27 protein-coding genes are annotated in these 26,557 nt (G+C 65.2%); 12 read left to right on the top strand and 15 right to left on the bottom strand.

All coding sequences use genetic code 11. The features are described from left to right. Position 1: 1 nt before the first annotated feature. From der to secG, 8 genes are all read right to left on the bottom strand, one after another. Complete coding sequence (gene der / locus J4O76_RS05375; RefSeq protein WP_426280705.1) at positions 2-1,387, bottom strand: ribosome biogenesis GTPase Der; 1,386 nt, start codon at positions 1,385-1,387, stop codon at positions 2-4. 194 nt (positions 1,388-1,581) lie between these two features. Beyond that, the gene (locus J4O76_RS05380; protein WP_426280706.1) at positions 1,582-2,907 is read right to left on the bottom strand and encodes a PQQ-binding-like beta-propeller repeat protein; all 1,326 of its coding nucleotides are present in this window, start codon (positions 2,905-2,907) and stop codon (positions 1,582-1,584) included. Beyond that, positions 2,904-3,644 (bottom strand): tetratricopeptide repeat protein, encoded by a 741-nt coding sequence (locus tag J4O76_RS05385; RefSeq protein ID WP_426280708.1) that lies wholly within the window; start codon positions 3,642-3,644, stop codon positions 2,904-2,906. Before J4O76_RS05385 ends, J4O76_RS05380 begins: the two co-directional genes overlap by 4 nt. Positions 3,645-3,716: 72 nt before the next feature. Beyond that, the gene (gene panB, locus J4O76_RS05390) at positions 3,717-4,577 is read right to left on the bottom strand and encodes a 3-methyl-2-oxobutanoate hydroxymethyltransferase (RefSeq protein WP_426280710.1); all 861 of its coding nucleotides are present in this window, start codon (positions 4,575-4,577) and stop codon (positions 3,717-3,719) included. A gap of 48 nt (positions 4,578-4,625) precedes the next feature. Next, on the bottom strand, positions 4,626-5,060 hold the full coding sequence (locus tag J4O76_RS05395; protein WP_426280711.1) for a hypothetical protein: 435 nt from the start codon (positions 5,058-5,060) through the stop codon (positions 4,626-4,628). A 199-nt stretch (positions 5,061-5,259) separates the two neighbouring features. Next, complete coding sequence (locus tag J4O76_RS05400) at positions 5,260-7,701, bottom strand: TonB-dependent receptor (protein WP_426280712.1); 2,442 nt, start codon at positions 7,699-7,701, stop codon at positions 5,260-5,262. Between the two features lie 122 nt (positions 7,702-7,823). After that, a complete protein-coding gene (locus tag J4O76_RS05405) occupies positions 7,824-9,458 on the bottom strand; it encodes a CTP synthase (RefSeq protein ID WP_060526950.1) in 1,635 nt (544 codons plus the stop codon). 85 nt (positions 9,459-9,543) lie between these two features. Further along, positions 9,544-9,939 (bottom strand): preprotein translocase subunit SecG, encoded by a 396-nt coding sequence (secG, locus tag J4O76_RS05410; RefSeq protein ID WP_056050855.1) that lies wholly within the window; start codon positions 9,937-9,939, stop codon positions 9,544-9,546. Between the two features lie 246 nt (positions 9,940-10,185). Between secG and J4O76_RS05415 the strand changes: the two genes are divergently transcribed. From J4O76_RS05415 to eda, 8 genes are all read left to right on the top strand, one after another. After that, positions 10,186-10,518: a MarR family transcriptional regulator gene (locus J4O76_RS05415; RefSeq protein ID WP_136191419.1), complete on the top strand. Its 333-nt coding sequence runs from the start codon at positions 10,186-10,188 to the stop codon at positions 10,516-10,518. Further along, positions 10,493-10,864 carry an SH3 domain-containing protein gene (locus tag J4O76_RS05420; RefSeq protein ID WP_426280713.1) on the top strand — a complete coding sequence of 124 codons (372 nt, stop codon included), beginning with the start codon at positions 10,493-10,495 and terminating at the stop codon, positions 10,862-10,864. The genes J4O76_RS05415 and J4O76_RS05420 overlap by 26 nt, the downstream gene beginning before the upstream one ends. Then, complete coding sequence (argC, locus tag J4O76_RS05425; protein ID WP_426280714.1) at positions 10,861-11,784, top strand: N-acetyl-gamma-glutamyl-phosphate reductase; 924 nt, start codon at positions 10,861-10,863, stop codon at positions 11,782-11,784. The genes J4O76_RS05420 and argC overlap by 4 nt, the downstream gene beginning before the upstream one ends. A 45-nt stretch (positions 11,785-11,829) precedes the next feature. Continuing rightward, entirely contained in the window at positions 11,830-13,293 is a 1,464-nt protein-coding gene (gene zwf, locus J4O76_RS05430) for a glucose-6-phosphate dehydrogenase (RefSeq protein ID WP_426280715.1), read from the top strand. Between the two features lie 48 nt (positions 13,294-13,341). Next, positions 13,342-14,046, top strand: a complete 705-nt coding sequence (pgl, locus tag J4O76_RS05435; RefSeq protein WP_426280716.1) for a 6-phosphogluconolactonase — start codon at positions 13,342-13,344, stop codon at positions 14,044-14,046. A gap of 2 nt (positions 14,047-14,048) precedes the next feature. After that, positions 14,049-15,863, top strand: coding sequence for a phosphogluconate dehydratase (gene edd / locus J4O76_RS05440; RefSeq protein WP_426280718.1), 1,815 nt, complete (start codon positions 14,049-14,051; stop codon positions 15,861-15,863). A 117-nt stretch (positions 15,864-15,980) separates the two neighbouring features. Next, a complete protein-coding gene (gene glk / locus J4O76_RS05445; RefSeq protein WP_056486103.1) occupies positions 15,981-16,949 on the top strand; it encodes a glucokinase in 969 nt (322 codons plus the stop codon). After that, positions 16,946-17,554 (top strand): bifunctional 4-hydroxy-2-oxoglutarate aldolase/2-dehydro-3-deoxy-phosphogluconate aldolase, encoded by a 609-nt coding sequence (gene eda, locus J4O76_RS05450; protein ID WP_426280719.1) that lies wholly within the window; start codon positions 16,946-16,948, stop codon positions 17,552-17,554. Before glk ends, eda begins: the two co-directional genes overlap by 4 nt. 159 nt (positions 17,555-17,713) lie before the next feature. On the opposite strand, the gene mltG is transcribed toward eda, so the two are convergent. From mltG to fabD, 6 genes are all read right to left on the bottom strand, one after another. Beyond that, positions 17,714-18,682 (bottom strand): endolytic transglycosylase MltG, encoded by a 969-nt coding sequence (gene mltG, locus J4O76_RS05455; RefSeq protein WP_426280720.1) that lies wholly within the window; start codon positions 18,680-18,682, stop codon positions 17,714-17,716. A 71-nt stretch (positions 18,683-18,753) separates the two neighbouring features. After that, positions 18,754-20,016, bottom strand: coding sequence for a beta-ketoacyl-ACP synthase II (gene fabF, locus J4O76_RS05460; protein WP_333921841.1), 1,263 nt, complete (start codon positions 20,014-20,016; stop codon positions 18,754-18,756). 121 nt (positions 20,017-20,137) lie between these two features. Then, positions 20,138-20,374: an acyl carrier protein gene (locus J4O76_RS05465; RefSeq protein WP_031393971.1), complete on the bottom strand. Its 237-nt coding sequence runs from the start codon at positions 20,372-20,374 to the stop codon at positions 20,138-20,140. A 77-nt stretch (positions 20,375-20,451) separates the two neighbouring features. Then, complete coding sequence (gene fabG / locus J4O76_RS05470; RefSeq protein WP_426280721.1) at positions 20,452-21,189, bottom strand: 3-oxoacyl-[acyl-carrier-protein] reductase; 738 nt, start codon at positions 21,187-21,189, stop codon at positions 20,452-20,454. Positions 21,190-21,192: 3 nt separating this feature from the next. After that, a complete protein-coding gene (locus tag J4O76_RS05475) occupies positions 21,193-21,621 on the bottom strand; it encodes a GxxExxY protein (protein ID WP_426280723.1) in 429 nt (142 codons plus the stop codon). A 33-nt stretch (positions 21,622-21,654) separates the two neighbouring features. Beyond that, a complete protein-coding gene (fabD, locus tag J4O76_RS05480; protein WP_426280724.1) occupies positions 21,655-22,614 on the bottom strand; it encodes an ACP S-malonyltransferase in 960 nt (319 codons plus the stop codon). A gap of 200 nt (positions 22,615-22,814) precedes the next feature. Between fabD and J4O76_RS05485 the strand changes: the two genes are divergently transcribed. The 4 genes from J4O76_RS05485 to rplI all read left to right on the top strand — a co-directional run bounded on the left by J4O76_RS05485 (position 22,815) and on the right by rplI (position 24,604). Next, positions 22,815-23,174 (top strand): RcnB family protein, encoded by a 360-nt coding sequence (locus J4O76_RS05485; protein ID WP_426280725.1) that lies wholly within the window; start codon positions 22,815-22,817, stop codon positions 23,172-23,174. A gap of 160 nt (positions 23,175-23,334) precedes the next feature. Further along, positions 23,335-23,769, top strand: a complete 435-nt coding sequence (rpsF, locus tag J4O76_RS05490) for a 30S ribosomal protein S6 (RefSeq protein WP_056050884.1) — start codon at positions 23,335-23,337, stop codon at positions 23,767-23,769. 2 nt (positions 23,770-23,771) lie between these two features. Next, positions 23,772-23,996, top strand: a complete 225-nt coding sequence (gene rpsR / locus J4O76_RS05495) for a 30S ribosomal protein S18 (RefSeq protein ID WP_031393978.1) — start codon at positions 23,772-23,774, stop codon at positions 23,994-23,996. Positions 23,997-24,007: 11 nt separating this feature from the next. Then, entirely contained in the window at positions 24,008-24,604 is a 597-nt protein-coding gene (rplI, locus tag J4O76_RS05500) for a 50S ribosomal protein L9 (protein WP_056050886.1), read from the top strand. A gap of 397 nt (positions 24,605-25,001) precedes the next feature. Here rplI and rmuC read toward each other — a convergent pair whose 3' ends face one another. Next, entirely contained in the window at positions 25,002-26,453 is a 1,452-nt protein-coding gene (gene rmuC, locus J4O76_RS05505) for a DNA recombination protein RmuC (protein WP_107962929.1), read from the bottom strand. Between the last annotated feature and the right edge of the window lie 104 nt (positions 26,454-26,557).

Below are 26,557 nucleotides of genomic sequence, written 5' to 3' on the forward strand. Positions count from 1 at the left end.
CCTAGTGGCCGCCGCCGCCCTTGCCGTCGTCGTACGGATTCTTCGGCGCGCGGAACATCAGGCGCACCGGCACCGCGCCGAAGCCGAGATCCTTGCGCATCGAATTGACCAGATACCGCTCGTAGCTTGCCGGCAGCTGATCGACGCGCGTGCCGAAGATGACGAAGCTGGGCGGTCGCGTCTTGACCTGCGTGACGTAGCGCATCTTGATCCGCTTGCCACCGGGAGCGGGCGGCGGGGTCGCTTCGATCGCGCGCTCGAACCAGCGATTGAGTTCGCCGGTGCCGACACGCTTCGACCACGCGTCGCGCGTGTCGAAGCAGGCCTGGAGCAACTGGTCGATGCCCTTGCCGGTCGCGCCGGACACGGTCATCACGGTAACGCCCTTGACCTGGCTTAAGCCGTCTTCGAGAGCGCGCTTGACGCCGTTGAACAGCGACGATGCGCTCTCGGCGATGTCCCATTTGTTGAGCGCGATGACGAGTGCGCGGCCCTCCTGCAGCACCCTGTCGGCGATGCGGAGATCCTGCGCCTCGAGACCCAGCGTCGCGTCGAGCAGCAGCACCACGACCTCGGCGAAGTCGACCGCATGCAGCGCGTCCTCGACCGACATCTTCTCGAGCTTGTCCTGCACCTTGGCGCGCTTGCGCATGCCCGCGGTGTCGATCAGGCGCACTTTCCGCGCCTCGCCACCGGTCGGATGCCAGTCGTAGTCGACGCTGATCGAATCTCGCGTGATGCCGGCTTCGGGGCCGGTGATCATGCGATCTTCACCGAGAATGCGGTTGACGAGCGTCGACTTGCCCGCGTTCGGGCGGCCGACGATCGCGAGCTTCAGCGGGCCCTCATATTCATTGTCGGGCTGTTCCTCGGGCGGCTCTTCCTTGCCTTCGAGTAGCGGGAGCAGGCCTTCGAACAGGTCGCCCATGCCTTCGCCGTGCTCGGCCGACAGCTGGACCGGGTCGCCGAAGCCTAGCGCGAGCGATTCGAGGATACCGTCTTCGCCCGCGCGACCTTCGGCCTTGTTGGCGACGAGGATCACGGGGACGTCAGCGGTGCGCAGCCAGCGCGCGATCTCTTCGTCGAGCGGCACGATGCCAGCGCGCGCATCGAACAGGAACAGCGCGACATCGGCTTGTTCGACGGCGGCTTCGGTCTGCTGGCGCATCCGGCCGGGCAACGTCTGTGCGTCGTGGTCTTCATAGCCGGCGGTGTCGATGATGCGGAATTCAAGACCGATCAGCGACGCATCGCCTTCACGGCGATCGCGCGTGACGCCAGGCCGGTCGTCGACCAGCGCGAGCTTCTTGCCGACGAGGCGGTTGAAAAGAGTCGACTTGCCGACATTTGGGCGGCCGACGATCGCGACCACGGGGAGTTTGGACATGGCGTGCCCTTAGCGCGTGTCGCGCGAAAGGTCACCTAGTCCCTCGCCCTCCGGGGAGAGGGAGGGAGGAGCCTTAGGCGACGGAAGGGTGAGGGGTAGTTGGGGCAGGTGATCCTAGCCTCACTCCCCTCACCCTTCCCACCGCAAGTGCGGCGGGCCCCTTCCCTCTCCCCGGCGGGGAAAGGGGGTTTCGGTTACCTGTACGCGGTGACCTTGCCCTTCTGGTCGAGCGTGTAGAGCGTCGAGTTCGCGACGATCGGCGGCAGCGAGAACGGGGTCTTCGTCTCAATCGTCGAGCTTACCGTGCCGTCCGTCGGCGAGACGAAATTGATCTCGCCGCGCGAGTTGGTCAGGACGAGGCGGTTGCCAGCCAGGATCGGGCCGAACCAAGTGACGGCGTTGCTACGCTTCTTCTCGTTCTGAAACCGCTTCAACTGGGCGATCCAGCGAGCCTTGCCGTTCGAACGAGACAAGCAGACCAGCTTGGCATCGTCGGTCACCACGAACAGCCACTCGCCCGCGATCCAGGGGGTCGAGATGCCGGCGAAGTTCTGCTCCCACAGACGCTGTCCGGTCGACAGTTCGAGTGCGACCATGCGGCCGCCTTGCCCAACGGCATAGACGCGGCCGCCATCGATGACCGGTGCGGCGTCGATGTCCGACAGGCTCGACACCGACGTCGTGATCGAGGTGCGCGACAGCGCGTCCTGCCACAGGATACGGCCGTTCTCGTAGCGATACGCGCTGAGTTCGCCGCTGGAGAAGCCGGCGACCACGGTGCCCTGGCTCACGGCGGGTGCCGCGACGCCGAACACGCCCTGCGTCTCGAGCGTGCCCGACTGGACCCACTGAACCTTGCCGTCGGCCTGGTTGAGCGAGAAGACCTGATTGTCCTGCGTAAGGACATAGACCGCGCCATTGGCAACCGTCGGCGAGCCGCGGAGCGGCGCGCCGGGCTTGGCGCGCCAGAGAATCTTGCCGTCCGCCGCGCTCATCGCGACGACGTCGCCGACACCGTCGGTGGCGTAAAGCTTGCCGTCGTCATAACTGACGCCGCCGCCGAAGCGTGCCGCCTTGTTGAGCTTGCCCTCGGTGATCCCCGCGCTCCACAGCGCGGCGCCGGTGTCGGCGGTGAAGGCATGGATCGTCGCGGTGACGTCGGTGACGAACAACTTGCCGTCGGCAACGACCGGGGCTGCGCCGAGACGTTCGCGGTTCGAGCCACCGTCGATACCGGCCTGCCAGAGACGCTTGGGCTGGTCGCCGAGCGCGAGCTGACCCATCGACTTGGCGGGGTTGCCGCCGGGCTGGGCCCAGGCGTCGTTGACCGCAGGCGCCGGCAACAGGACCTGGACGTCGGCGATCGTCTTGTCGGTCTCGACCTCGTTCTCCGACACCAGGATCGACACGCGGTCGCCGAGCGTCGGCGTCTTCTTGTTGCCGCCGCCCTTGAAAATCCCGCAACCGCTGAGCGCCACCAGCGCGGCAACGGCCACCGTCACCCGATATGTCTTCATCATTGCGCCTTGGTATCCTCGTTTGATGCAGCCGGAGTGATAACCCTGGCAGTAGCGCCCGTGCTGGCAACAGCGTCCACACCCAGTACGCCAGCCATCTGAACAGCGCGTTGACGGATCGTCTCGGGCACGCCGGTATCGCGCGCGATCTGGCCGAACATAGTCCCCGCCTGCTGGCGCTGGTTCATGCGGAGATAGGAGATCGCAACCATCTCACCCGCGCTACCGAGCCACGGACCGCCGGGCACCGCCAGCGGACGAAGCCGCTCGACGACGACCTGCGGCTTCAGCGTATCGAACTCGGCCGACGTCTGGCGAACCAGCGCGAGATCGCGGAACGGCTTTGCCAGCGACGTATCCGCAGCGATCGAACCGAGCTTGGCAGCAGCCCCCTTCAGGTCATCCTTCTGAAGAAGGACATCGGCCTGCGTGAACAGCGCGAGTGCGCGGTAGCCGTCGCGGTTCGACTTGGCGAGTTCGGCCAGCGGCTTCGACGCAGCCGCGGCGTTGTTCGCACCGAGCGAATCGTAAGCGGCCTGAAGCTGCTCGCCCTCGACACCAGCGGCCTCGCTGTTGTGATGCTGCCAGTACAGGAAGCCAGCGAGTGCGGCGAGTGCGGCGACGACGCCAACCACGACCCATTTGCCCCAGTTCGTCCAGAACCCGGCGAGCTGGTCGCGTCGGAGTTCTTCGTCGACCTCACGCAGGAATGCTTGATCGGTTTTCGGCGGGAGGGCCAAGGAATGCTCCGGAAATAGTGAGGGGGTGGGCGGCGCGGACCTTAGCCGCGCCGGAACCGAAACGGAAGCGGATCAATCCTTGGGCGCGTAGACCTGCTCGGCGCCCGGAAACGCGCGGCTTCGCACATCGTCGGCATAGGTCTGCGTCGCGGACGAGATCGTATCGGCGATATCGGCGAACCGCTTCACGAACTTCGCGGTACGCTCGAACATGCCCAGCATGTCCTCGGTCACCAGCACCTGGCCGTCGCACTGCGCGGATGCACCGATGCCGATCGTCGGGCAGGCGATGGTGTTGGTGATCTCGATCGCGATCGGCTCGACCACGCCCTCGATCACGAGCGAGAATGCGCCCGCCTCGGCGATGCCCTGCGCGTCGGCGACGATCTTGGCGGCTTCCTCGGGCGTTCGACCGCGCGCGCCGTAGCCCCCGAGCACGTTGACCGCCTGCGGGGTGAGGCCGACATGGCCCATCACCGGAATGCCGCGCTCGGTCAGGAACTTGACGGTAGGCGCCATCGCGATACCGCCTTCGAGCTTCACCGCCGCTGCGCCCGTCTGCTTGAGCAGATACGCCGCGCTCTCGAACGCCTTTTCGGGCGAAGCTTCGTAGCTGCCGAACGGCATGTCGATCACCACCACCGCGTGATAGCTGCCGCGTACCACCGCAGCGCCGTGCGCCGCCATCATGTCCAGCTTTACGGGCACGGTCGATGGCAGGCCGTAGATCACCTGCCCCAGGCTGTCGCCGACCAGCAGCATGTCGCAGTGCGGGTCGAGCAACTGCGCTGTCCGCACGGTGTAGGCGGTGAGCATGACGAGCGGCGTCTTGCCCTTCTGGCGGCGGATCGCGGGGATCGTCAGGCGCTTGAGCGGCGCGGGCGTCGGGTTGGCGCGACTCGTCGCGGTGTCGAGGGTGTAGGTCGTGGACATAGCGGCGCTAATAGCGTGCGGCGTCGCGCTCGCCCAGTGTCGTGCGCGTCATACTGCCCAGCCCTTCAGCCGCGCATGGCCGACGAGCCAGAGCGTGAACGCCGCGACCGCGATGATGACGAAGGGCAAGCCCAGCGTCTCACTCGCGCCCTTGTGCGCGACGATGTCGGTCGAGGCGAACAGCCAGCCGAACTGCGCGATCGTCGCCACCAGCGACGCGATCAGGAACGGACGCGCACTGGCGCGGCGCATGAACAGCAACACCGCGCCGACGAGCCCCGTTAGCACCGCGACCGCGAACAGTGGGTCGTACCAGTTGGGCAACGCTGCATAGAGCGCGCGGTCATAAGCGCTCGCCTGCCCCATCGCATCCGCGCCGAGCCTGAGCTGTTGCAGGCACATGAAACATCCGACGAGTCCCCAAAGAACGAGCACGCCTGTCGTCATGCGAAACCACAAGGGCCCCTGTCGTACGAAGAACATGTCGCCGCCCCTGCCTGTTACTGGTCGACAGACTGCGCTCCGCAGAGGCCGTGCGCAAGAGGTCGCCGATACGCGGCAAGATGCCGTAGATCCGGAACCGGAGGGACATCGGGAGCTTCCGACTGCGACGTCCCTCCGGGCCGTATTCGAGAGGTATCGCGCTCAACCTGAACGCGTCGTGACGACAGACGCGCGGCGATCAGAAAGATCGCGACACGGTCAGGCCATAGGTGCGCGGATCCCCGGGCTGTCCCACGACCAGGCCTGTGCTGCCGGACTGGAGCGCGAGCACTTCGTAATAATTATGGTCGAACGCGTTACGCACCCAGCCGAAAACGTTCCAACTGTCCTTCGCCTTGAATCCCAAGCGGAAGTTGCTGAGCGCATAGCCCTTGATGTCGGTGTACAGCGATCGCGACGGGTTGGACGAGAAGGTCGACCGATAGCTGCCGTCATAGCCGAGATACAGCTGGCCATCGACGCCGCCAATCGTGGCTGGCAGATCGTATTCGGCGCCGTAAGAGAAGGCCCATTTCGACACGCCGGGCAGGCGCTGACCGGAGATGTCGCAATTGGCCGGGCTGACCGTCCCCGTCCCTGCCGGACCAGGCAGGCTGGTCGCGGTAGGGGCAGAGCCTCCCGACAGCTCAGGCGGGCACGGCGCATCGACGAACTTCACGTATTTCGCGTCGGTATAGGCTCCGTTGGCGTAGACGCTGAACCGGTCGGTGGGGCGGAAGGCCGAATCGAACTCCAGACCGCGAGTCCGCACCTTGCCGGCATTGGCGAGATAGCCGCGCAACACGCCGAGCTGGCCGTTGGTGACGGTCGCTTGGTAATCGCTGATCTCGGTCCAAAAGCCGGCGAGGTTGAGCGTCAGTCGGCGATCGAGGAACTGCGTCTTCAGGCCCAGCTCGTAGTGATTGACCTTCTCGGGTTTCACCGTGGCGGCCGATAGGATCGGATTGTTGCTGCCGTCGAGCGGCAGGCCGGACAGGTTGATCCCGCCGGATTTGTAGCTCCGCGCATAGGTCGCATAGGCGTGGATGTCGGAAGTCACGGTGTAGGCCGCCGTAATGTCGCCCGAGAGGTTCCAATTGTCGAAATCGGGCTGATAGCTCTGCGGCGCGAGCACACCGCGCTGGTCGTTGAATCTTGCATCGCTGGTGACGAGTTCGCCGGCACCGGTCGTCACGACCGAGACGTAATCACCCTTCTTCTTGTCGTAGTTGAGCCGCAGGCCCGGCGTGATCTGGAACCGGTCGCTAACGTTCCAGGTCAGCTTGCCGAACAGCGCCGCGCTGGTGTTCTTGAAGCCGATCGTGTTGCGCGCGGTCAGGCCGTTCAGCGTCGCCGGATTCTTCCCGCCCGTGCTGGTCGGGTTGAGCAGGAAAGCGCTGGCCGCCGGCCCCTGGACCTGAAGCCCTTGCGTATCGATCGTCTGGTAGAAGTAGAATGCGCCGAGCACGTAATCGAGCGTGTGCTTGCCGTTCGAGGCGATCCGCAACTCCTGGCTGTACTGCGTCTGCTGCGACGGATTGGCAGACACGGTGGTGATCGGCAGGCCGATAAAGTCGCGATCGTTCGACGGATCCCAATGCCAGAACCGCCATGCGCTAACCGACGTGATCGTGGCCGCGCCCAAATCCAGATTGCCGAGCAACGAGACGCCACCCAGTTCCTGCTTTGCACGCAAGGGCGTATCGACATCGGTCACCCGGTCGAACGCGTTGGTCGATGGTACGACATAGCCCTGCGCGGCAGCGAGCGCGGCATATTGCCGGATCAGCGGCCGCTGAGTCGCGCCGGTGCGAACGTAATATTGCACGCAGCAATCGGGGTTCTGCTGGCCGTAATCACCCGACAGGGCGAAATCGAGCGTCTCGGTCGGCTTCCAGTAGAGCTGTCCGCGGACGCTCTTATTGTCCTGCGCGTTGAGGTTCTTGCCGGTCACGACGTTGTGGATCGTGCCGTCGCGCTCGGTCACCGAGGCGGACAACCGGATCGCGAGCTTGTCGGGGATCAGCGGGCCAGACACCGACGCCTTGGCCTGGATGAACTGATAATTGCCGGTCGTGAGCTCGATCCGCGCCTCGGGCGTGAAGCTGGGTTTCCGCGTCGTGATGTTGATCGCGCCAGCGGTGGTGTTCTTGCCGTAGAGCGTGCCCTGCGGCCCGCGAAGGACCTCGATCCGCTCGGTATCGGTAAAGTCGAACGTCGCCGAGGCGATCCGGCTGTAATAGACCTGGTCGACATAGATGCCGACGCCCTGCTCGATCCCGTCGTTGGTCAGGCCGAACGGTGCGCCAAGGCCGCGAATGTTGGCGGCGGAATTGCGCGGGTTCGTGGAGTAGAATTGCAGCGTCGGCTGAAGCTGCGTCAGGCGGCTGACATTGTACGCGCCGGTCTCGGCGAGCGCGGTGCCACCGATGACGGACATCGCGATCGGCACGGTCTGGATCGTTTCGGCGCGACGGCGCGCGGTAACGACGACGTCCCCGCCCCCGCCCTGCTGCTGATTGCCGAGGCGACCGTTGGCCTGTGCGTCAGCCTGCTCGCCGGCGGGCGTCTGCGGCGGAACGGCCGGCGTTGATACGGTAGCGGCCTGACCGGCAAGCAACAGAGCAAGCGTTAGCGACATGAATGTTTCCCCTAAACCTTGCCGCGCAAAGTCTAGTAATTCAGGGGATATTCAATGCGAGCATGTCTTGGGAGGCGGAAAGCGTGACTTGTCCCCCTCCCTCGCCGGGAAAGGAGCGGTGTTCAGACCAACCGGCTCTGCTTGACCGCGGCCTCGATGAAGCTCGCGAACAGGGGATGCGGGTCGAACGGCTTGGACTTCAATTCCGGATGGAACTGAACGCCGACGAACCAGGGATGGTCGGGACGTTCGACGATCTCGGGAAGCGTGCCGTCGGGGGACATGCCCGAGAAGACGAGGCCGCCCTGTTCGAGCGCTTCCTTATAGCCGGTGTTGACCTCGTAGCGGTGACGGTGACGCTCCGAAATTTCGGTGCCGCCGTAGATCGACGCGACGACGCTGTTGCCGTCGAGCTTCGCGTCATACGCGCCGAGCCGCATCGTGCCGCCCATGTCGCCTTCGGCCGCACGGGTTTCGAGGCCTTCGCGGCCCATCCATTCGGTGATCATGCCGACCACGGGTTCGTCGGTCGGGCCGAACTCGGTCGACGACGCATTCGGGATGCCGGCAAGATCGCGGGCACCTTCGACGCAGGCCATCTGCATCCCGAAGCAGATCCCGAAATACGGGATCTTCCGCTCGCGGGCGAACTTCACGGACGCGATCTTGCCTTCCGCGCCGCGTTCGCCGAACGCGCCGGGGACGAGGATCGCGTCGCAGGGCTCGAGCTGGCCGGCGATGTCGCTTTCGGCGTTCTCGAACAGCTCGGCGTCGATCCAGCGGACGTTGACCTTCACGCGATTCGCGATGCCGCCATGGACCAGCGCCTCGTTGAGCGACTTGTACGCATCCTGGAGCCCGACATATTTGCCGACCACGCCGATCGTGACTTCGCCTTGCGGATTGGTCAGGCGGTCCATGATCTCGGTCCAGCGCGACAGGTCGGGCGCCTCGGCGGGCTCGATCCCGAACGCACGGAGCACTTCGATGTCGAGGCCTTCGCCGTGATACTGGAGCGGCACCGCGTAGATGCTCTTCGCGTCCAACGCGGGGATGACCGCGCTGGCGGGGACGTTGCAGAACAGCGCGATCTTGGCGCGTTCCGACGGCGGCAGCGGATGCTCGCAACGGCATACGAGTACGTCGGGCTGAACACCCAGCGCCGCGAGCTCGCGGACCGAATGCTGCGTCGGCTTGGTCTTCAGCTCGCCGGCGGCGGCGATGTACGGGACCAAAGTCACGTGGATGCTGATCGCGTTGCCGCGGCCCTCCTCGTTCTTGAGCTGGCGAATCGCTTCGATGAACGGCAGCGATTCGATATCGCCGACGGTGCCACCGATCTCGCAGAGGATGAAATCTATGCCGTCGGTCTCGGCGCGGGCGAACGCCTTGATCGCGTCGGTGACGTGCGGGATGACCTGCACGGTCGCACCGAGATAATCGCCGCGACGCTCGCGCGTGATGATCTGCTGATAGATTCGACCCGAGGTCACATTGTCCGACTGGCGCGAGGGAACGCCGGTAAAGCGCTCGTAATGACCAAGGTCGAGATCAGTCTCGGCGCCGTCGTCGGTGACGTAGACCTCGCCGTGCTGATACGGCGACATCGTGCCGGGATCGACGTTCAGATACGGATCGAACTTCCGAATCCTGACGGTATACCCGCGTGCCTGGAGGAGAGCGGCAAGCGATGCCGCCATGAGACCTTTACCGAGCGACGAAACCACGCCCCCGGTGATGAAAATGTACCGAGCCATGGGAAGAGTCTCGTAGCGTGTGTTGGGGACGAACGACAAGAGCCCCGCGGATCACGCAGGGGCCTTTTATCGGCGAATGGAGTGTTTAGTTGGCTAGCGGGACCGCGCCGTTGTCGGCCGGCTTGGTCGTGCCGGCTGGTACACCGGCATTCTCGGCGCCACCGGCGAACGGTGCCGCGTCGCCCTTGGGCTGCGCGGTCGGAACGGCCGTTGCCGCCGCCGGGGTGCGGGCGAGCGACGTGTCGATCGTGGTGGTGCGGTGATTCGCCGCGAGGACCGCGAGCAGGATCGAGAACAGCACGAACATCGTCGCGAGAACGCCGGTCGCGCGGGTCAGGAAATCGGCTGCGCCGCGTGCCGACATCAGGCCCGACGGACTGCCGCCCATGCCCAGACCGCCGCCTTCCGAGCGCTGCATGAGGATCACCGTGACGAGGGCGGCCGCGATGATCGCGTGGATGACGAGCAGAAAGGCGAACATTGCGCGGAAAACCCCGGAACTTTTGCGAAGGCGCGCACATAGGCGACGTCGCGGTTTCGATCAACCGGGTGATCGACCGCGGCGCCGGCTCCGCATATCGCAAACCAATCGCAAAGCTACGGAAACATGACGTCCGGGCGGCGTTGAGACCCCGTAATGACGCTCATGACTGGGTATCGTGCACATAAATTCAGATGGCGGATCAACGCTGTGGCATCAATGGCAGCCAATACCTTATCGACCTGGATGACCGCTCTGGTGGATTATGTCCGCTCGGGCGAACCCGATCTGACCAATCGTCAGATGGCGCTTCTTCTGCTCGTATATCTCAAACCGGGGCCGCATACGGTGCGCGGCCTGGCCCGTGCTCTGAACGTATCGAAGCCAGTCGTCACGCGCGCCTTGAACAGATTGGGTGCCCTCGGCTATCTGCGCCGTCAACGCGACGATAGCGACAAGCGCAACATCTTCGTCGCGCGCACGACCGAAGGGGCAGATTTTCTTGAAGAGTTCGGGCAATTCATCGGCGACGGCCCCGCCCCAGCCAGCTCCAATGGGCGCGCAGCCGCTCACGCTTGAGCCGTTCGACGACCAGGCCCGCACGAGCTTTTCGCTGACGGGCCGCTCGGTCGACCTCGACCCGCGCACCCATGCGGTTCGCCGCGATATCGCCGACATTCGTCTCGCCGAATACGTATTCGCTCCACACTATGCCGTGCCGATGATACGGCCCGTCACGCGCACAGCTTTGTTGCGCAGCGGACGAGACGAAGCGAGCGATACGATGGTCGACCTCAACCCTGGCGACAGTTTCGAAGTGCTGGAGATTGCTGGCGTTTCTGCCTGGGGCGTTGCCCGTCCTAGCGGGCTGGTCGGCTATGTCGCAGCCGAAGCGCTCGATCTTTCGGCGACGGACGCGGCATGACCACGGTCTTCATCGATGGCGCGGTCGGCACCACCGGGCTCGAGATCCGCGAGCGGCTTGCCGGGCGGACCGACATCACGCTGGCGCTGCTGCCTGAGGATCGTCGGAAGGATCCGGCGGCACGGCGCGAGGCGCTGAACGATGCCGATTTCGTCATCCTCTGCCTGCCGGACGAGGCGTCGCGCGAAGCCGTCACGCTGATCGACAATGCGCGCACCCGCGTGATCGACGCATCGAGCGCACACCGCGTCGCTGCCGGCTGGACCTACGGCTTCCCCGAACTGCCTGGTCAGGCCGAGAAGGTAGCGACCGCGATGCGCGTGTCGAACCCCGGCTGCTACCCCACCGGTTTCCTCGCGCTCGTCGCGCCTCTGGTCGCGGCCGGTCTCATCCCCGCCGACCTCCCGCTGAGCGTCAACGCGACCTCGGGTTACTCGGGCGGTGGCAAGGCAATGATCGCGGCGTTCGAGAATGGCGAGCCGGCGACGGCCTTTCGCGCCTACGCGCTAGGCCTCGCGCACAAGCATATCGCGGAGATGACGCAGCATGCGGGTCTCGAGCACGCGCCGATCTTCGCGCCCGCTGTCGCCAACACCTACCGCGGCATGGTGGTCGAAGTGCCGTTGCACCTCCACGCCCTGCCCGGCCGGCCTACGCTCGCGGCGATCGAAGACGTACTGCGCGCCGCATTCGATGGCTCGAAGCTCGTCTCGGTTGCCCCCGGCGATAGCGGCTCGGTCGATATCGAGGAGAATGCAGGGACCGATCGACTGACGCTGCGGGTCTGCGGCAACGATGCCGTCGGCCATGCGCGGCTGGTCGCGACGCTCGACAATCTGGGCAAGGGCGCCGGCGGTGCTGCGGTCCAGAACCTCAACATCATGGCCGGGGTCGATCCCGTAGCCGGCCTCGTTTTCTAGGACCGGCGTTTTCCGCCCGGTCCATCGCCAAATCCAGGAGCTTCCATGCACCGTAATCCCGTAGCCAAGCTGCTCCTGTTCGGCGCGACCGGCGATCTCGCGCAGCGCATGCTGCTGCCGTCGCTCTATGGCCTGCACGCCGACGGGTTGCTGCCCGAGGAACTGACGATCACCGGCGCCGCGCGTCACGAGCATGACGACAAGGATTACCGCAAGTTCGCCAAGAAGGCGCTCGACGAGTTCCTGCCCGAGGATCGCAAGGACGAAGGCGCGATCGGGACGTTCCTCGACCGGATCTTCTATCAGCCGACCGACCTATCGGACCCGGCGAGTTTCCAGCCGCTGGCGGACAAGATCGGCGATATCTCGGGCGGTCTCGCGATCTATCTGTCGACCGCGCCCTCGCTGTTCGAAGCGGCAATCGAGGGACTGCACAAGGTTGGGCTTGCTGGCGAGACCGTCCGCGTCGGGCTCGAGAAGCCGCTTGGCTACGACCTGGAGACGAGCCGCGAGATCAACGACTCGGTGGCGAAGGCTTTTCCGGAGGACCGGACCTATCGGATCGATCATTATCTCGGCAAGGAGACCGTCCAGAACATCCTCGCGCTGCGCTTCGGCAATTCGTTCTTCGAGCCCGTCTGGAACGCGCAAGGGATCGACAACGTCCAGATCACGATCTCGGAGACCGTCGGGCTGGAAGAGCGTGCGGGCTATTACGAAACCGCGGGTGCACTGCGCGACATGGTCGCCAACCACATGCTGCAGCTGCTCGCGCTGATCGCGATGGAGCCGCCCGCGCGCTTCGAGGGTACGGACGTCCGCGACGAGAAGTCGAAGGTGTTTCGCTCGCTGCGCATGATCAAGCCCGAGGAAGTTCCGCACGTCACGGTCACCGGCCAGTATGGCGAAGGCGCGGTGAAGGGGAAGTTCGTCAAGAGTTACTCGGACGAACTCGGCCAACCGTCGACCACCGAGACGTTCGTCGCGATCAAGGCGCATGTCGACAACTGGCGCTGGCAGGGCGTGCCGTTCTATCTGCGCACCGGCAAGCGCATGGCGACGCGCCGCAGCGAGATCGCGATCCAGTTCAAGGCGGTGCCGCATTCGATGTTCGCGGGGCGTGGCGGGCTGTTGCAGCCCAACATGCTGATCATCCGCCTGCAGCCGGAGGAATATATCCAGCTGCTGGTGATGGCGAAGGAGCCGGGGCTCGATCGTGAGGGCGTCCGCCTGCGCGAAGTGCCGCTGAACCTCAGCATGGATGCCGAGTTTGCAGGATCGCGTCGGCGGATCGCGTATGAGCGTCTGCTGCTCGACCTGATCGAAGGCGACCAGACTCTGTTCGTGCGGCGTGACGAGGTCGAGGCGCAATGGACCTGGATCGACGCGATCCGCGATGGCTGGAAGGCCAACGCGATGAAGCCCAAGAGCTACGCGTCGGGCAGCTGGGGTCCGTCCGCCGCGATCGCGCTGACCGAACGCGACGGCGTGACCTGGCAGGACGACTGAGTTTTCGGGGAGGGAACACCCCTCCCAAAGGTTTCAAGGAAAGATCGAATGACCGAAATCGAATGGTGGGAATATGACGACGCGGGCGAGCTCGCCAACGCGGTCGCAGGCGATATCCAGTTCGTCATCGAGAGTGCGCTCGACGCGCGCGGCTCGGCGGTGATCGCGCTGGCGGGCGGCAAGACGCCGTTCGTCGCATATGAGAAGCTTGCGCAGGCGAAGCTCGACTGGAAAAAGGTCACGATCATCCCCGGCGACGAGCGGATCGTGAAGCTTGGCGATCCATTGTCGAACGTGACAGCGCTGGCGAAAATCTTCCTCCCCAAGGGCGCGCGCGTGAAGCCGATCGTTCCCGAGGCGATGTCGGACTACAAGGCGGCCGGTCGTTCGGCGGATGCGCTGATGCAGGACCTGCACTGGCCGCTCGACTTCTGCCTGCTCGGCATGGGCGGCGACGGGCACACCGCGTCGATCTTCCCCGGCCCCGATTACGATGAAGCGCTGAGTGGTCCGAAGGAACGTCGCGCGCTTGGCGTGATGCCCGATCCGCTGCCGCCAGAGGCTCCGCTGGCGCGCGTAACGTTGTCGGCGGCGGCGATCGCATCGTCGAAGGCACTGATGATCATGATCACCGGCGACGCGAAAAAGAAGGTCCTCGAAGTGGCGATCGAACAGGGCCCGTCGTCGTCCTACCCGATCGGCCGCGTGCTGGCCGAAGTCGAACTGCCGGTCGACGTGCACTGGGCGCCGTGACGATGCTGAACGCCGTCGTCTCCACGGTTACCGACCGGATCATCGAACGGTCTCGCGACAGCCGTGCCGCCTACCTCGCGCTGATCGAGCGCGAGGCGGCGGCGCAGGTCCGGCGTCCGGGCCTGGGCTGCGCGAACCTCGCGCATGCCTATGCCGGGACCGAGGAAGACCGCGATGCGATGAAGGCCGATGCCGGCATGAACATCGGCATCGTCACCGCGTATAACGACATGCTGTCGGCCCACGCGGTCTATTATCGCTACCCGGAGCTGATGAAGATCTGGGCGCGCGAAGCGGGTGCGACGGCGCAGGTCGCGGGCGGCGTACCGGCGATGTGCGACGGCGTGACGCAGGGCTATCCGGGCATGGAGCTGTCGCTGTTCAGCCGCGATACGATCGCGCTGAGCACGGCAATTGCGCTGTCTCACGGCACGTTCGAAGGCGCTGCGCTGCTCGGCATCTGCGACAAGATCGTGCCGGGTCTGCTGATGGGGGCGCTGCGCTTCGGGCATCTGCCGATGGTGCTGATCCCCGGCGGGCCGATGCCGACCGGCTTGCCCAACAAGGCGAAGGCCGCGGTTCGCGAGAAGTTCGCGGAAGGGTTGGTCGGGCGCGACGAGCTGCTCGAGGCCGAGATCGGCGCGTATCATTCTAAGGGCACGTGCACCTTTTACGGCACCGCAAACACCAACCAGATGATGATGGAGGTCATGGGCCTCCATATGCCGGGCGCGGCGTTCGTCAATCCAGGTACCAAACTGCGGCAGGAACTGACGCGGGCGGCGGTGCACCGGCTGGCGAAGATCGGCGCGCGCGGCGATTCGTATCGACCGCTCGGGCACTGCGTCGACGAGAAGGCGATCGTGAACGCCGCGGTCGGCCTGCTCGCGACGGGGGGCTCGACCAACCATTTGCTCCACGTGCCGGCGATCGCTCGCGCGGCGGGGATCATCATCGACTGGGAGGATTTCGATCGCCTTTCCTGCGCGGTCCCGCTGATCGCTCGGGTCTATCCCAACGGCTCGGCGGACGTGAACGCGTTCGAGGCTGCCGGGGGCATGCCCTATGTGATCCGCGAACTGCTCGGCGAAGGGCTGTTGCACGGCGACATCATGACGATCGGTGGCGAAGACCTGTCGGCCTATGCGAAGACCGCGGTCGTCGAGGGCGACACGCTCGGCTGGCGCGATACGCCGGACAGCGGCGACGAGACGATCCTCCGTCCCGCGACGGCACCGTTCTCGCCGGATGGTGGCATGCGGATTCTCGCGGGCAATATCGGCCGTGCGTGCATCAAGGTGTCCGCGGTCGAGCGCGAGCGGTGGATCGTCGAGGCGCCCGCGATGGTGTTCGACGACCAGCTCGACGTGATCGAGGCGTTCAAGCGCGGCGAGTTGGAGAAGGACGTCGTCGTCGTCGTCCGGTTCCAGGGGCCGCGCGCAAACGGCATGCCGGAGCTGCACAAGCTGACGCCGCCGCTGGGGGTGTTGCAGAATCGTGGATTCAAGGTGGCGCTGGTCACCGATGGCCGAATGTCGGGTGCGAGCGGGAAAGTGCCGTGCGCGATCCATTGCTCGCCCGAGGCGCTGCTCGATGGCGCGATCGGGTTGATCCGTGATGGCGACATGATCCGGGTGGATGCGGTCAACGGTACGCTTGAAGCGCTGGTCGACGCGGACGAGTGGGCGACGCGCCGGATGGTCGCGATACCGCCGCCGGTGAGCGGTATGGGCCGCGAGCTGTTCGGCATGTTCCGTGGGCTTGCCGACGAGGCTGAAAAGGGCGCGTCGGCAATGCTGGCGGGGGCGGGGCTTTAGGATCCTTACCGACCGTTCGTCCTGAGCGAAGTCGAAGGACCGCCCGCTTGGGGCCATGTCCTTCGACTGCGCTCAGGACGAACGGATACTAAGATATCGAGGATCGGGAGAGATGACATGGAAATCGTAGCGGCAGATATCGGCGGGACGCACGCCCGCTTCGCGATTGCCGAGGTCGAGAACGGCCGCGTCGTGTCGCTCGGCGAGCCGGCGACGCTGAAGACCGCGGACCACGCATCGCTCCAGACCGCGTACCAGGCGTTCGAGGCGGGGCTCGGACGCCCCCTCCCCCGCGCGCTCGCGATCGCGGTCGCGTCGCCGGTCGCGAACGACGTCATCCGGCTGACCAACAACCCGTGGATCATCCGCAAGTCGCTGATCACCGAGCGCTTGAAAGCGGACCAATGGGTGGTCGTCAACGATTTCGGCGCGGTCGGCCACGCCGTCGCGCAGGTGCCCAGCAGCGACTTCATCCACCTGTGCGGACCCGATACGCCGCTGCCGTCCGAGGGCATCACGACGATCTGCGGCCCCGGTACCGGGCTCGGCGTCGCGCAATTGCTACGACGCAAGGACGGGTATCAGGTTCTCGAAACCGAGGGCGGTCACATGGACTTCGCCCCGCTCGACGGGATCGAGGATGCGTTGCTCAAGCGGCTGCGCAAGACCTTCACGCGCGTATCCGCCGAGCGCGTCGTCGCCGGGCCAGGCATCGTCGCGATCTACGAGACGCTTGCCGCGCTGGAGGGCCGCGCGGTCCCCAGCCATGACGACAAGACGATCTGGACCGAAGCGATCGACGGCACCGATTCGATCGCGCTCGCCGCGCTCGACCGGTTCTGCCTCGCGCTCGGCGCGGTTGCGGGCGATCTGGCGCTCGCACAGGGCGCCAAGGCGGTCGTGATCGCAGGCGGGCTCGGCTTCCGGATCAAGGATCGCCTGATCCGCTCGGGCTTCGACCAGCGCTTCGTCGCCAAGGGTCGCTTCCAGGGCATGATGGCGGCGATGCCCGTCAAGCTCATCACCCATCCCCAGCCCGGCCTGTTCGGCGCCGCGGCCGCCTTCGCACAGGAACATACCCAATGACCGCAACTATCGCAGACATCATGCAGACCAGCGCCGTCATCCCGGTGCTGGTGATCGAGGACGCGGCGCTTGCTCGCCCGCTCGCGGAAGCGCTGGTCGCCGGCGGCCTGCGCGTGCTCGAAGTGACGTTGCGCACCGGCGCCGCGCTGGAGGCAATCGCCGAGATGAAAAAGGTACCGGGCGCGATCGTCGGTGCCGGTACCGTCGTCAACACGCAGCAGTTCGCGCAGGTCCGCGATGCGGGTGCGGAATTCATCGTGTCGCCGGGGCTAACCGAACGCCTCGCCACGCCGATCATCGAGAGCGGCATTCCGTTCCTGCCGGGAATCGCCAACGCGGCGGATATCATGACCGGGCTCGACCTGGGTCTGTTGCACTTCAAGTTCTTCCCGGCCGAGGCGAATGGCGGGTTGAAGGCGCTCAAGGCTCTGGCCGCGCCGTTCTATCAGTGCAGCTTCTGCCCGACCGGCGGGATCACCGAAGCGAGCGCGCCCGAGTGGCTGGCGTTCAAGCCTGTGCTCTGCGTCGGGGGTAGCTGGGTGACCGGCGGGACGATGGCCGAGATCGAGATCAAGGCGCGGGCGGCTAACGCTTTGCGGGGGTAAATCCTCCCCGGCACGGGGAGGGGGACCGCGACGCGTAGCGGCGGGGTGGAGGGGGAGTGCCACGAGCGTACCGCCAGCCGTAGTCGCCACTCCTGGTACGCTCGCGGTGAGCCCCCTCCACCATCCTGCGGATGGTCCCCCTCCCCGTTCCGGGGAGGATTACATCTCGCCGCGGGCTTTGCGGATGGCGTACCACTTCTTCACGTTGGCGTTGTGTTCGGCCAGCGTGTTCGCGAACACGTGGCCGCCGGTGCCATCCGCGACGAAATACAGCGCCTGGGTCTGCGCCGGGTCCAGCACCGCGTCGATCGAGGCGCGGCCGGGGTTGGCGATCGGGCCGACCGGCAGGCCGGCTTCGGCATAGGTGTTGTAGCCGTTCTTCGCGTGCAGCTCCGAGCGCAGGATGCGGCGACCTAGCGGGCGGCCCTTGGTGATCGGGTAGATCACGGTGGGGTCCGCCTGAAGCGGCATGCCGTTGCGCAGGCGATTGCCGTAGACCGCGGCGACGGTGCGGCGTTCGGATGGCTTGCCGGTTTCCTTCTCGACGATCGAGGCTAGGATGATCACCTGTTCGGGCGTCGTCACCGCTATGCCGGGCTTGCGCGCGGCCCAGGCGGTGGCGAGGTAAGTCTTCATCGCCGTCTGCATCCGCGTGACGACCGACGCGCGGGTGTCGCCGGCCTGGAAGGCGTAGCTGTCGGGGAGTATCGAGCCCTCCGCCGGAACGGGCACCGAGCCGGTCAGACCGTCGGCCTTCCCCAGCGCATCGTGGACGAGGACCGAAGGATAGCCTTCGGGGACGACGACGAGGCGCTGGACGACCTTGCCGCCCTGCATCAGCTTGAGGATGTCGGACTGGCTGGCGTGCGGTGCAATGCGGTATTCGCCCGCCTTGATCGGATCGCCCGAGCCGAAGGCCCGCGCATACAAGCGGAAGCGGCGGGCCGAGGGGATCGCACCGGCCTTTTCGAGTTCGGTGGCAGCGCCGGCCAGCGTGCTGCCTTCGCCGATCTGCACGGTCAGCGTGCGCGGGGCCGGGCCTGCCCCGCCCCAGCCTTGTACGACCAGGAACAGCGCTACGACTGCCGCCAGGCCTAAGACGAGTCCGAAACAGCCGACCTTGCGCATTGGTACTCCTTGGATCCCCGCGAAGGCGGGGACCCAGACTGGGCCCCCGCCTTCGCGGGGGAACAAGGTTTTTAGCGGACCTTCGTCATGACCAGCGACGCATTCGTGCCGCCGAAGCCGAACGAGTTGTTCAGCACCGCGCGGACTTCACGCTTCTTGGCCACGTGCGGGACTAGGTCGACCCCCACGCAGCTGTCGCTCGGATTGTCGAGGTTCAGCGTCGGCGGGACGATCTGGTCGCGCAGCGCGAGGATGCAGAAGATGCTCTCGACCGCGCCGGCACCGCCAAGCAGATGCCCGATCGCGGACTTGGTCGACGACATCGACAGACCCGAGATCGCATCACCGAACAGGCGGCGGACCGCGCCGAGTTCGAGCTCGTCACCCAAAGGCGTCGAGGTACCGTGTGCGTTGATGTAGTCGATGTCCTCGAGCTTGAGGCCCGACTTCTTGATCGCCATCTGCATCGACCGGAACGCGCCATCGCCCTCCGGATGCGGCGCGGTCACATGGTATGCGTCGCCCGACAGACCGTAGCCGATCACCTCGGCATACATCTTCGCGCCACGTGCCTTGGCGTGTTCGTACTCCTCGAGCACCAGCACACCCGCGCCCTCGCCCATCACGAAGCCGTCGCGGTCCTTGTCATAGGGACGCGAAGCCTTTTCGGGCGAGTCGTTGAAGTTGGTCGACAGCGCGCGGGCCTGTGCGAAGCCAGCGATGCCGAGCGGGCAGACCGTGCCCTCCGCGCCGCCCGCGAGCATCACGTCGGCGTCGTCCATCGCGATCATCCGCGCTGCATCGCCAATGGCGTGCGCGCCGGTCGAGCAGGCGGTGACGACCGCGTGATTCGGACCGCGCAGGCCGTATTTGATCGAGACCTGACCGGAGATCAGGTTGATCAGACGACCATGAACGAAGTGCGGCGAGACGCGACGCGGGCCCTTGGTGTGGAGCACGATCGATTCGCTCTCGATGCCCGGCAGTCCGCCGATGCCCGAGCCGATCGAGACGCCAGCACGCCAGCTCTCTTCGAGCGTCATCTCGGTCAGCCCGGCGTCCTCGAGAGCCTGGCCGGCAGCGTCGATGCCGTAGATGATGAACGGATCGACCTGGCGCTGGACCTTGTGATCGACGCGCTTGGCCGGATCGAAGCCATACTCGTGGTCGGCCGGTTTCACCTCGCAGGCGATGCGGCACACCTGGTCCGACGCGTCGAAGCGCGTGATCGGGCCCGCTCCCGACTTGCCGGCGAGAATATTCGCCCAGGCCGTTTCAACATCCGCCCCCAGAGGGGTGACCAGGCCTAGCCCGGTTACGACGACACGCCGCATGGCTTCAAACTCCGTCTGCTCTCAAAACGAAACGGCTCCCCGCCCTCTTTGCCCAAGGACGGGGAGCCGCTCAAATCACACCCTTCAGGGCAGGTCCAAAGGTTTGAACCCTAGACCCTGATCAGGCCTTGTGCTCATCGATGTAGGTGATCGCGTCCTTGACGGTCGCAATCTTCTCGGCGGCATCATCCGGGATCTCGACACCGAACTCTTCCTCGAACGCCATGACGAGTTCGACGATGTCGAGGCTGTCTGCGCCCAGGTCGTCGATGAAGCTCGCGTCCTCGGTCACCTTGTCGGCTTCGACGCCGAGATGCTCGACGACGATCTTCTTCACGCGGTCAGCTGTCTCGCTCATGGTAGTTCCCTCTTCAAATCTGGGGGTTTTCGGTATTTCCTGAACGCACCTAGAACGCGGTAGTTCAGCGCGCAAGTTCAGATCATCGCCATCCCGCCGTTCACGTGCACGGTTTGTCCCGTGACGTACCCGGCTTCGCGGCTAGCGAGGTACACGATCGCCGCGCCGATGTCTGCGCCTTCGCCGAGGCGGCCGGCCGGAATCTTTGCGGTGAGCGCGGTCTTCTGCGCGTCGGGCAGCGCGTCGGTCATCGGCGAGGTGATGAAACCGGGCGCGACGCAGTTGACGGTGATGGCGCGGCTGGCGAGCTCCTGCGCCATCGATTTCGACATGCCGATCAGGCCGGCCTTCGATGCGGCGTAGTTCGCCTGGCCGGGGTTGCCGGTGACGCCGACGATCGAGGTGACCGAGATCATCCGGCCGAAGCGTGCCTTCATCATCGGCTTGGCGGCGGCGCGCATGAGGCGGAACGCGGCTTCGAGATTGACGCGGATGACGCTGTCCCACTCGTCGTCCTTCATCCGCATCGCGAGATTATCGCGGGTGACGCCGGCGTTGTTGACGAGGATGTCGAGCTTGCCGAGCTTCTCCACCGCCTGGGGGACGAGCGCGTCGACGGCAGCGGCGTCGGAGAGGTTGCAGGGGAGCACGACGTGGTCGCCGTTCAGGGTGGCGCGGAAGGCTTCGAGCTTGTCGGCGTTGGAGCCGGATACGGCCAGGCGCGCGCCTTGGGCGGCCAGGGCTCTGGCGATCTCGGATCCGATCCCGCCGGATGCCCCGGTGACGAGGGCGGTCATGCCTGTGAGGTCGAACATTGGTCAGTCTCCAAGAAGGTTGTTCACGCGGAGACGCGGAGCCGCGGAGGGGCGATGATCATTTACGATCCGTCGCACGCCTTCTTTTAGCGTTGCGCCACCGAAGTTGATCAGCAGCCCTACGGGCTGCCTGGTAAGGCGGAGATATGTCAGCAATTGTTTGCCGTGGACTGCGTTCAACTGCTCTACCGATTTGATTTCAACGAGAAGGCGTTCATCGACCAGCAGATCGATCCTGAAGGCAGCTTCGAACCGCATGCCATCGAATTCGATGTCTACCGGTCGCTGCCGCGCCACGTGGTAACCCAGACTGGCAAGCTTACTTGCCAAGACCAACTCGTAGACGCTTTCGAGGAGACCCGGACCCAGCTCGCGGTGGATGCGAAGGGAGAGATCGAGCACATCGCCGCTGATCTGATCGATCTCTCTCAAATTTTCTCTCCGCGGCTCCGCGTCTCCGCGTGATCACATCTTCTTCACGAGTTCCTCGATGTCGTCCATCGTGATGACGCTTGTCGTCTCGACGTCGGGGGTGATGCGCTTGATCATCGGGTTAAGCACCTTTCCGCCGAATTCGACGAAGTGCTCGACGCCCACCGCGTGCATCGCCAACACCGATTCGCGCCAGCGGACCATGCCGGTGACCTGCTGGACCAACAGGTGACGGATCGCACCAGGGTCGGCGACGGCAGTTGCGTCCACGTTGGCGAAAACCGGGACCAGGGGCGCGCGGAGGTCGGCATCCAGGAGGGCTGCTTCCATGGCTTCGGCGGCTGGCTGCATCAGGGGGCAGTGAAAGGGGGCGGAGACGGGGAGCAATACCGCGCGCTTGGCACCAAGGTCCTTGGCCAGCGCGATCGCCTTTTCGATGGCGAGGCGGTGGCCGGAGATGACGACCTGCGACGGGTCGTTGTCGTTGGCGACGGTGCAGATCAGTTCGGGGCCGCCTTCCGCGAGGATAGCGTCGACCGCGGCGCCGGCAATGATCTGCGCCTTTTCGAGGTCGGTGCCGAGCAATGCGGCCATGGCGCCCTCCCCTACCGGGACTGCGGCCTGCATCGCCCGGCCGCGAAGTTTCAGGAGACGCGCGGTGGTCGAGAGGTCGAGCGCACCGGCGGCGCACAACGCGGTATATTCGCCGAGGCTGTGGCCGGCGACATAGTCGGCTTTGTCGGCGAGGCGGAGGCCGCCTTCCTTCTCGGCGACGCGCAGGGTGGCGATCGCGTTCGCCATGATCGCGGGCTGCGCGTTCTCGGTGAGGAGCAGGTCGTCCGCGGGCCCTTCGCTCATCAGGCGGAACAGGTGCTGGCCGAGCGCCTCGTCGACTTCGGCGAACACCTCGCGGGCGGTGGCACTGGCGTCGGCGAGCGCCTTGCCCATGCCGACAGACTGGCTCCCCTGGCCGGGGAAGATGAACGCGCGCATGGCCTCTCCTCTGTGTTGGGTCTTCGTTCGAGCGCGGGGCCTATAAAGGTGCGCGTCGAGTTGCAACCTGAACGAACCCTGCGAGCTTGCGACAATATGCGACCATTTCCCTGGCCTTGCGACAATCGCCTGCGACAATCGGCTCCCAAATTATGGAGGACGCCGCAGCAACGGCGCCGTGTTTCAAACGGGAGATTATCATGAAGAAGTTCATCCTCAGCGCGCTTGCCGCTACGCTCGTCGCCAGCCCGCTGGTCGCCGCAGCCCCTGCCGAAGCGCAGCAGCAGCGTCGCGAAGTGACCACCGTGCGCCACAACGACAATGGCCGCACCGTCGTCACCAAGCGCACCGTCGTCCGCACGCCGCAGTATCGCAACTGGCGCGCCGGCCAGCGCTTCGATCGTCGCCAGGCGCAGAACTACCGGGTGATCACGACGTACCGCAACTATCGTCTCGCACCCCCGCCCCGCGCGCATCAGTGGGTCCGCTCGGGTCGTGACGCGATCCTGATCGACGGTCGCGGCAACGTGGTCCAGGTTCGCGGCGGCGCGTTCCGGTAATACCTACCATTACCTTGCCTTTCCCCGATAAACGGGTAAGGCCCTCTGCAACCGGGGTGAGAGATTCGCGTCTCTCGCCCCTGTTTGCATTCTAGACGACAGCCGGAGGGGTGCACGCATGGGGCGTGTATCAGCGATCGGCCAAGACGAAGGACAAGACATGGCTCTTTACGAGCACGTGTTCCTTGCGCGCCAGGATCTGGCACAAGCGCAGGTGGACGCACTGGCGGAAATCGCCACCAAGATCGTGAACGACAACGAAGGTCGGGTCGTAAAGACCGAGAACTGGGGCCTGCGTTCGCTGGCGTACAAGATCGCCAAGAACCGCAAAGCGCACTATGTCATGCTTGAGATCGATGCCCCGGGCAGCGTGATCGCAGAGCTGGAGCGCCAGACCCAGATCAACGAAGACATCATCCGTTACATGACGGTCAAGGTCGACACCCTCGAAGAGGGCCCGACCGTGATGATGCGCAAGCAGGATCGTGACCGCGAGCGTCGTGGCGACCGTGAAGGTGGCCGTGAGGGCCGTCCCGATCGTGGCGATCGTCCGGACCGTGGTCCCCGTCGTGACCGCGAAGAGGGAGCTGAATAATAATGGCACGTCCATTCTTCCGCCGCCGCAAGAGCTGCCCGTTCTCCGCCAAAGACGCTCCCCGGATCGACTATAAGGACGTCCGGTTGCTGCAGGGCTTCGTGTCCGAGCGTGGCAAGATCGTCCCGTCGCGTATCACTTCGGTGGCCGCAAAGAAGCAGCGCGAACTGGCTCAAGCCATCAAGCGTGCGCGTCATCTGGGCTTGCTGCCCTACATCGTTAAGTAAGGAGCGCCCACATGGACGTCATTCTGCTTGAGCGCGTCGAAAAGCTTGGTGCTATCGGCGACGTGGTGAAGGTCAAGGACGGTTACGCGCGTAACTTCCTGCTTCCCAACAAGAAGGCGCTTCGTTCGAACGAAGCCAACCGCAAGGTGTTCGAGTCGAACCGTGCGAAGATCGAATCGGACAACGCATCGCGTCGCAGCGATGCCGAGACCGAAGCGAAGACCTTCAACGACGCGACCGTGACCCTGATCCGTCAGGCGTCGAACACCGGTCAGCTCTACGGTTCGGTCGCGGTTCGCGATCTGGTCGATGCGCTGGTGGCCGACGGTCACAAGGTCGGCAAGTCGGCGATCGTGCTCGACAAGCCGATCAAGGCGATCGGTGTCTACACCGTCAAGGTATCGCTGCACCCCGAGGTGTCGGTGGCCGTCAAGGTCAACGTCGCCCGTTCGCCTGAAGAGGCCGAGATGCAGGCTTCGGGCGTCGACGTGATGTCGTCGATGTTCGAGCGCGACGAGGCTGGCTTCGTCGAGGATTACGATCCGAACGCAGAGCCCGGCGCGACCGCCGAAGCACCGCGCGATCAGGAGGAAGAAGCGCAGGGTTGATCCCTTCGCTTCCCTTTTAGCCGATACAGAAAGGCCCGCCCGGAGTGATCCGGGCGGGCCTTTTCTTTTGTGCTTTTGCGGTGCGTGTCAGGGGCAGGTTACGCAGGCGCCGATCATTGCCGCGAAGGGGATGAGGGCGCAGAGGATGGGGACTAGGTGTTTCATGACCGGGTGACTCTTGGGGGTGTTATCCGGTTAATGCGCAGGATGTGGAAAGGTTGCCGGGAGGTGAACGAATTTTGTACCGATCGGTTTTCGGTGCGGGAGAACACCAATCCCTACCACCCCGGCGGAGGCCGGGGCCCAGTTGGGAAAGCTAGAGTAACGGATCGCAGCGCCCATCATCCGCGTCCTCCAATTGGGCCCCGGCCTTCGCCGGGGTGGTGGTAGTGGAAGGTCAGCTTTCGACGTTTTCCGGCTTCTCGATCAGGGCAGGCCCCTCGCCTAACGCCAGCGCATCGACCGACGACACATCTTCCAAGTCCCGCGCGCCAGTCTCGATGTTCAGGTCGCGGAACTTGCGCCCCGTCACCATCAGGCGGCCGTTGAACGAGTTGGTGAAGCCGTTGAAGTTCTTCACCGCGCTGTTGAGACCTACGCCGACCTTGCGCAGATCGTCCGCCACCTTTGCGAGGCGATCGTGCATTTCCTTGCCGAGTTCGCCGATCTTTCGTGCTTCGTTGGCGAGCTTTTCCTGGCGCCAGACCGCCGCTACCGTCCGGGCGATCGCGATCAGGTTGGTCGGCGTTGCCAGCAACACGCGCTTTTCGAAGGCGAAGTCCCAGAGCGTCGGGTCGTGTTCGAGCGCGGCGGAGAGGAAGTGTTCGCCGGGGACGAACATGATGACGTAGTCGGGCGTGTCGGCGAACTGGCTCCAATAGGCCTTGTTGCCGAGGCCATTGACGTGCGCGCGCATCGAGGCCGCGTGGGCGGCTAGGCCGATCAGGCGCTCGGCGTCGTCGACCGCGCCGAATGCGTCCTGGTACGCGTTAAGCGAGACCTTTGCGTCGATCACCAACGCGCGGCCGCCGGGGACGCGGATGATCGCGTCTGGACGCAACCTTGCGCCGTCGTCGCCGACCGCGACTGAGACTTCCGTCTGGAAATCCGTATGCTCGCTCAGGCCACAGGTTTCGAGGACGTTCTTGAGCTGCTGCTCGCCCCAGCGGCCGCGCGACTTTGGGGCGTTGCGGAGGGAATTGACGAGCTTGGCGGCTTCGGTCGAGACCTTTTCCTGGCCGAGGCGCATCTGTTCGATCTGGCCCTTGAGATCGCCGAACGCGTCGCGGCGCTCGGCCTCGACCTTTGCGACGCCCTCTTCGTAGCGTTGCAGGCGGTCGCTGACGGGTTGGAGCATCGACTTGAGGTTGAGGCCGGCTGACTCCTCGGACTGGCGGAAGCGGGCGTCGGCGCGTTCGAGGAAGGTCTTCTGCGCGTCGCTCAGCAGCTTGTTGGCGACGTCGCCGAACTGCGCGGCCATGACGTCCTTCGCCTCGCGGAGTTCGAGCAGGCGCGCTTCGAATGCCTCGCCTTGGGCTTTGAGCGTCGCGATTTCGGTGCGGGCGGCGTCTCGGTCGGCGCGGATCGTGGCGAGGTCGAGGCGCAGGCGATCGGTGTCGGTGGCACGTTCGGCGTTCTGCGCGCGGAGCGTGGCGAGGTCCTGCATCGCGGCGTTGCGTTCGCGTTCGACCGCATCGCGCGCGGTGCGGATGAGGTCGGCGTCGGCGACCTTGGTCTGCGCGACGGCGAGTTCGCTGGCTAGGGTGGCGGCTCGGCGGGAGGCCAGGAGCCAGCCGAGGAGGATGCCGGCGGCTAGCGCGAGGACGGCGATTATGGCGAACTCAGCCATTTTGCACCGGCGAATTTAGCTGGAAGTGCACAAAGTGCAGACGCTGGCGCAGCAATTTCTCAGGGGAGAATGTGCGCATCGGCGAGCGGGTTTGGGAAGGATAT

Source organism: Sphingomonas sp. NFX23, from assembly GCF_049887795.1.
In the GTDB taxonomy this organism is placed as follows: Bacteria; Pseudomonadota; Alphaproteobacteria; order Sphingomonadales; family Sphingomonadaceae; genus Sphingomonas.

Bases quoted from the DNA above. Each gene is read 5' to 3' on its own strand.
- J4O76_RS05380 (WP_426280706.1), bottom strand. From the start codon at position 2,907: ATGATGAAGACATATCGGGTGACGGTGGCCGTTGCCGCGCTGGTGGCG.
- rpsF (WP_056050884.1), top strand. From the start codon at position 23,335: ATGGCTCTTTACGAGCACGTGTTCCTTGCGCGCCAGGATCTGGCACAA.
- eda (WP_426280719.1), top strand. From the start codon at position 16,946: ATGACCGCAACTATCGCAGACATCATGCAGACCAGCGCCGTCATCCCG.
- J4O76_RS05400 (WP_426280712.1), bottom strand. From the start codon at position 7,701: ATGTCGCTAACGCTTGCTCTGTTGCTTGCCGGTCAGGCCGCTACCGTA.
- J4O76_RS05420 (WP_426280713.1), top strand. From the start codon at position 10,493: ATGGGCGCGCAGCCGCTCACGCTTGAGCCGTTCGACGACCAGGCCCGC.
- J4O76_RS05415 (WP_136191419.1), top strand. From the start codon at position 10,186: ATGACCGCTCTGGTGGATTATGTCCGCTCGGGCGAACCCGATCTGACC.
- pgl (WP_426280716.1), top strand. From the start codon at position 13,342: ATGACCGAAATCGAATGGTGGGAATATGACGACGCGGGCGAGCTCGCC.
- fabF (WP_333921841.1), bottom strand. From the start codon at position 20,016: ATGCGGCGTGTCGTCGTAACCGGGCTAGGCCTGGTCACCCCTCTGGGG.
- edd (WP_426280718.1), top strand. From the start codon at position 14,049: ATGCTGAACGCCGTCGTCTCCACGGTTACCGACCGGATCATCGAACGG.
- fabG (WP_426280721.1), bottom strand. From the start codon at position 21,189: ATGTTCGACCTCACAGGCATGACCGCCCTCGTCACCGGGGCATCCGGC.
- rmuC (WP_107962929.1), bottom strand. From the start codon at position 26,453: ATGGCTGAGTTCGCCATAATCGCCGTCCTCGCGCTAGCCGCCGGCATC.
- der (WP_426280705.1), bottom strand. From the start codon at position 1,387: ATGTCCAAACTCCCCGTGGTCGCGATCGTCGGCCGCCCAAATGTCGGC.
- J4O76_RS05465 (WP_031393971.1), bottom strand. From the start codon at position 20,374: ATGAGCGAGACAGCTGACCGCGTGAAGAAGATCGTCGTCGAGCATCTC.
- panB (WP_426280710.1), bottom strand. From the start codon at position 4,577: ATGTCCACGACCTACACCCTCGACACCGCGACGAGTCGCGCCAACCCG.
- argC (WP_426280714.1), top strand. From the start codon at position 10,861: ATGACCACGGTCTTCATCGATGGCGCGGTCGGCACCACCGGGCTCGAG.
- fabD (WP_426280724.1), bottom strand. From the start codon at position 22,614: ATGCGCGCGTTCATCTTCCCCGGCCAGGGGAGCCAGTCTGTCGGCATG.
- rplI (WP_056050886.1), top strand. From the start codon at position 24,008: ATGGACGTCATTCTGCTTGAGCGCGTCGAAAAGCTTGGTGCTATCGGC.
- J4O76_RS05395 (WP_426280711.1), bottom strand. From the start codon at position 5,060: ATGTTCTTCGTACGACAGGGGCCCTTGTGGTTTCGCATGACGACAGGC.
- J4O76_RS05405 (WP_060526950.1), bottom strand. From the start codon at position 9,458: ATGGCTCGGTACATTTTCATCACCGGGGGCGTGGTTTCGTCGCTCGGT.
- J4O76_RS05485 (WP_426280725.1), top strand. From the start codon at position 22,815: ATGAAGAAGTTCATCCTCAGCGCGCTTGCCGCTACGCTCGTCGCCAGC.
- secG (WP_056050855.1), bottom strand. From the start codon at position 9,939: ATGTTCGCCTTTCTGCTCGTCATCCACGCGATCATCGCGGCCGCCCTC.
- rpsR (WP_031393978.1), top strand. From the start codon at position 23,772: ATGGCACGTCCATTCTTCCGCCGCCGCAAGAGCTGCCCGTTCTCCGCC.
- glk (WP_056486103.1), top strand. From the start codon at position 15,981: ATGGAAATCGTAGCGGCAGATATCGGCGGGACGCACGCCCGCTTCGCG.
- mltG (WP_426280720.1), bottom strand. From the start codon at position 18,682: ATGCGCAAGGTCGGCTGTTTCGGACTCGTCTTAGGCCTGGCGGCAGTC.
- zwf (WP_426280715.1), top strand. From the start codon at position 11,830: ATGCACCGTAATCCCGTAGCCAAGCTGCTCCTGTTCGGCGCGACCGGC.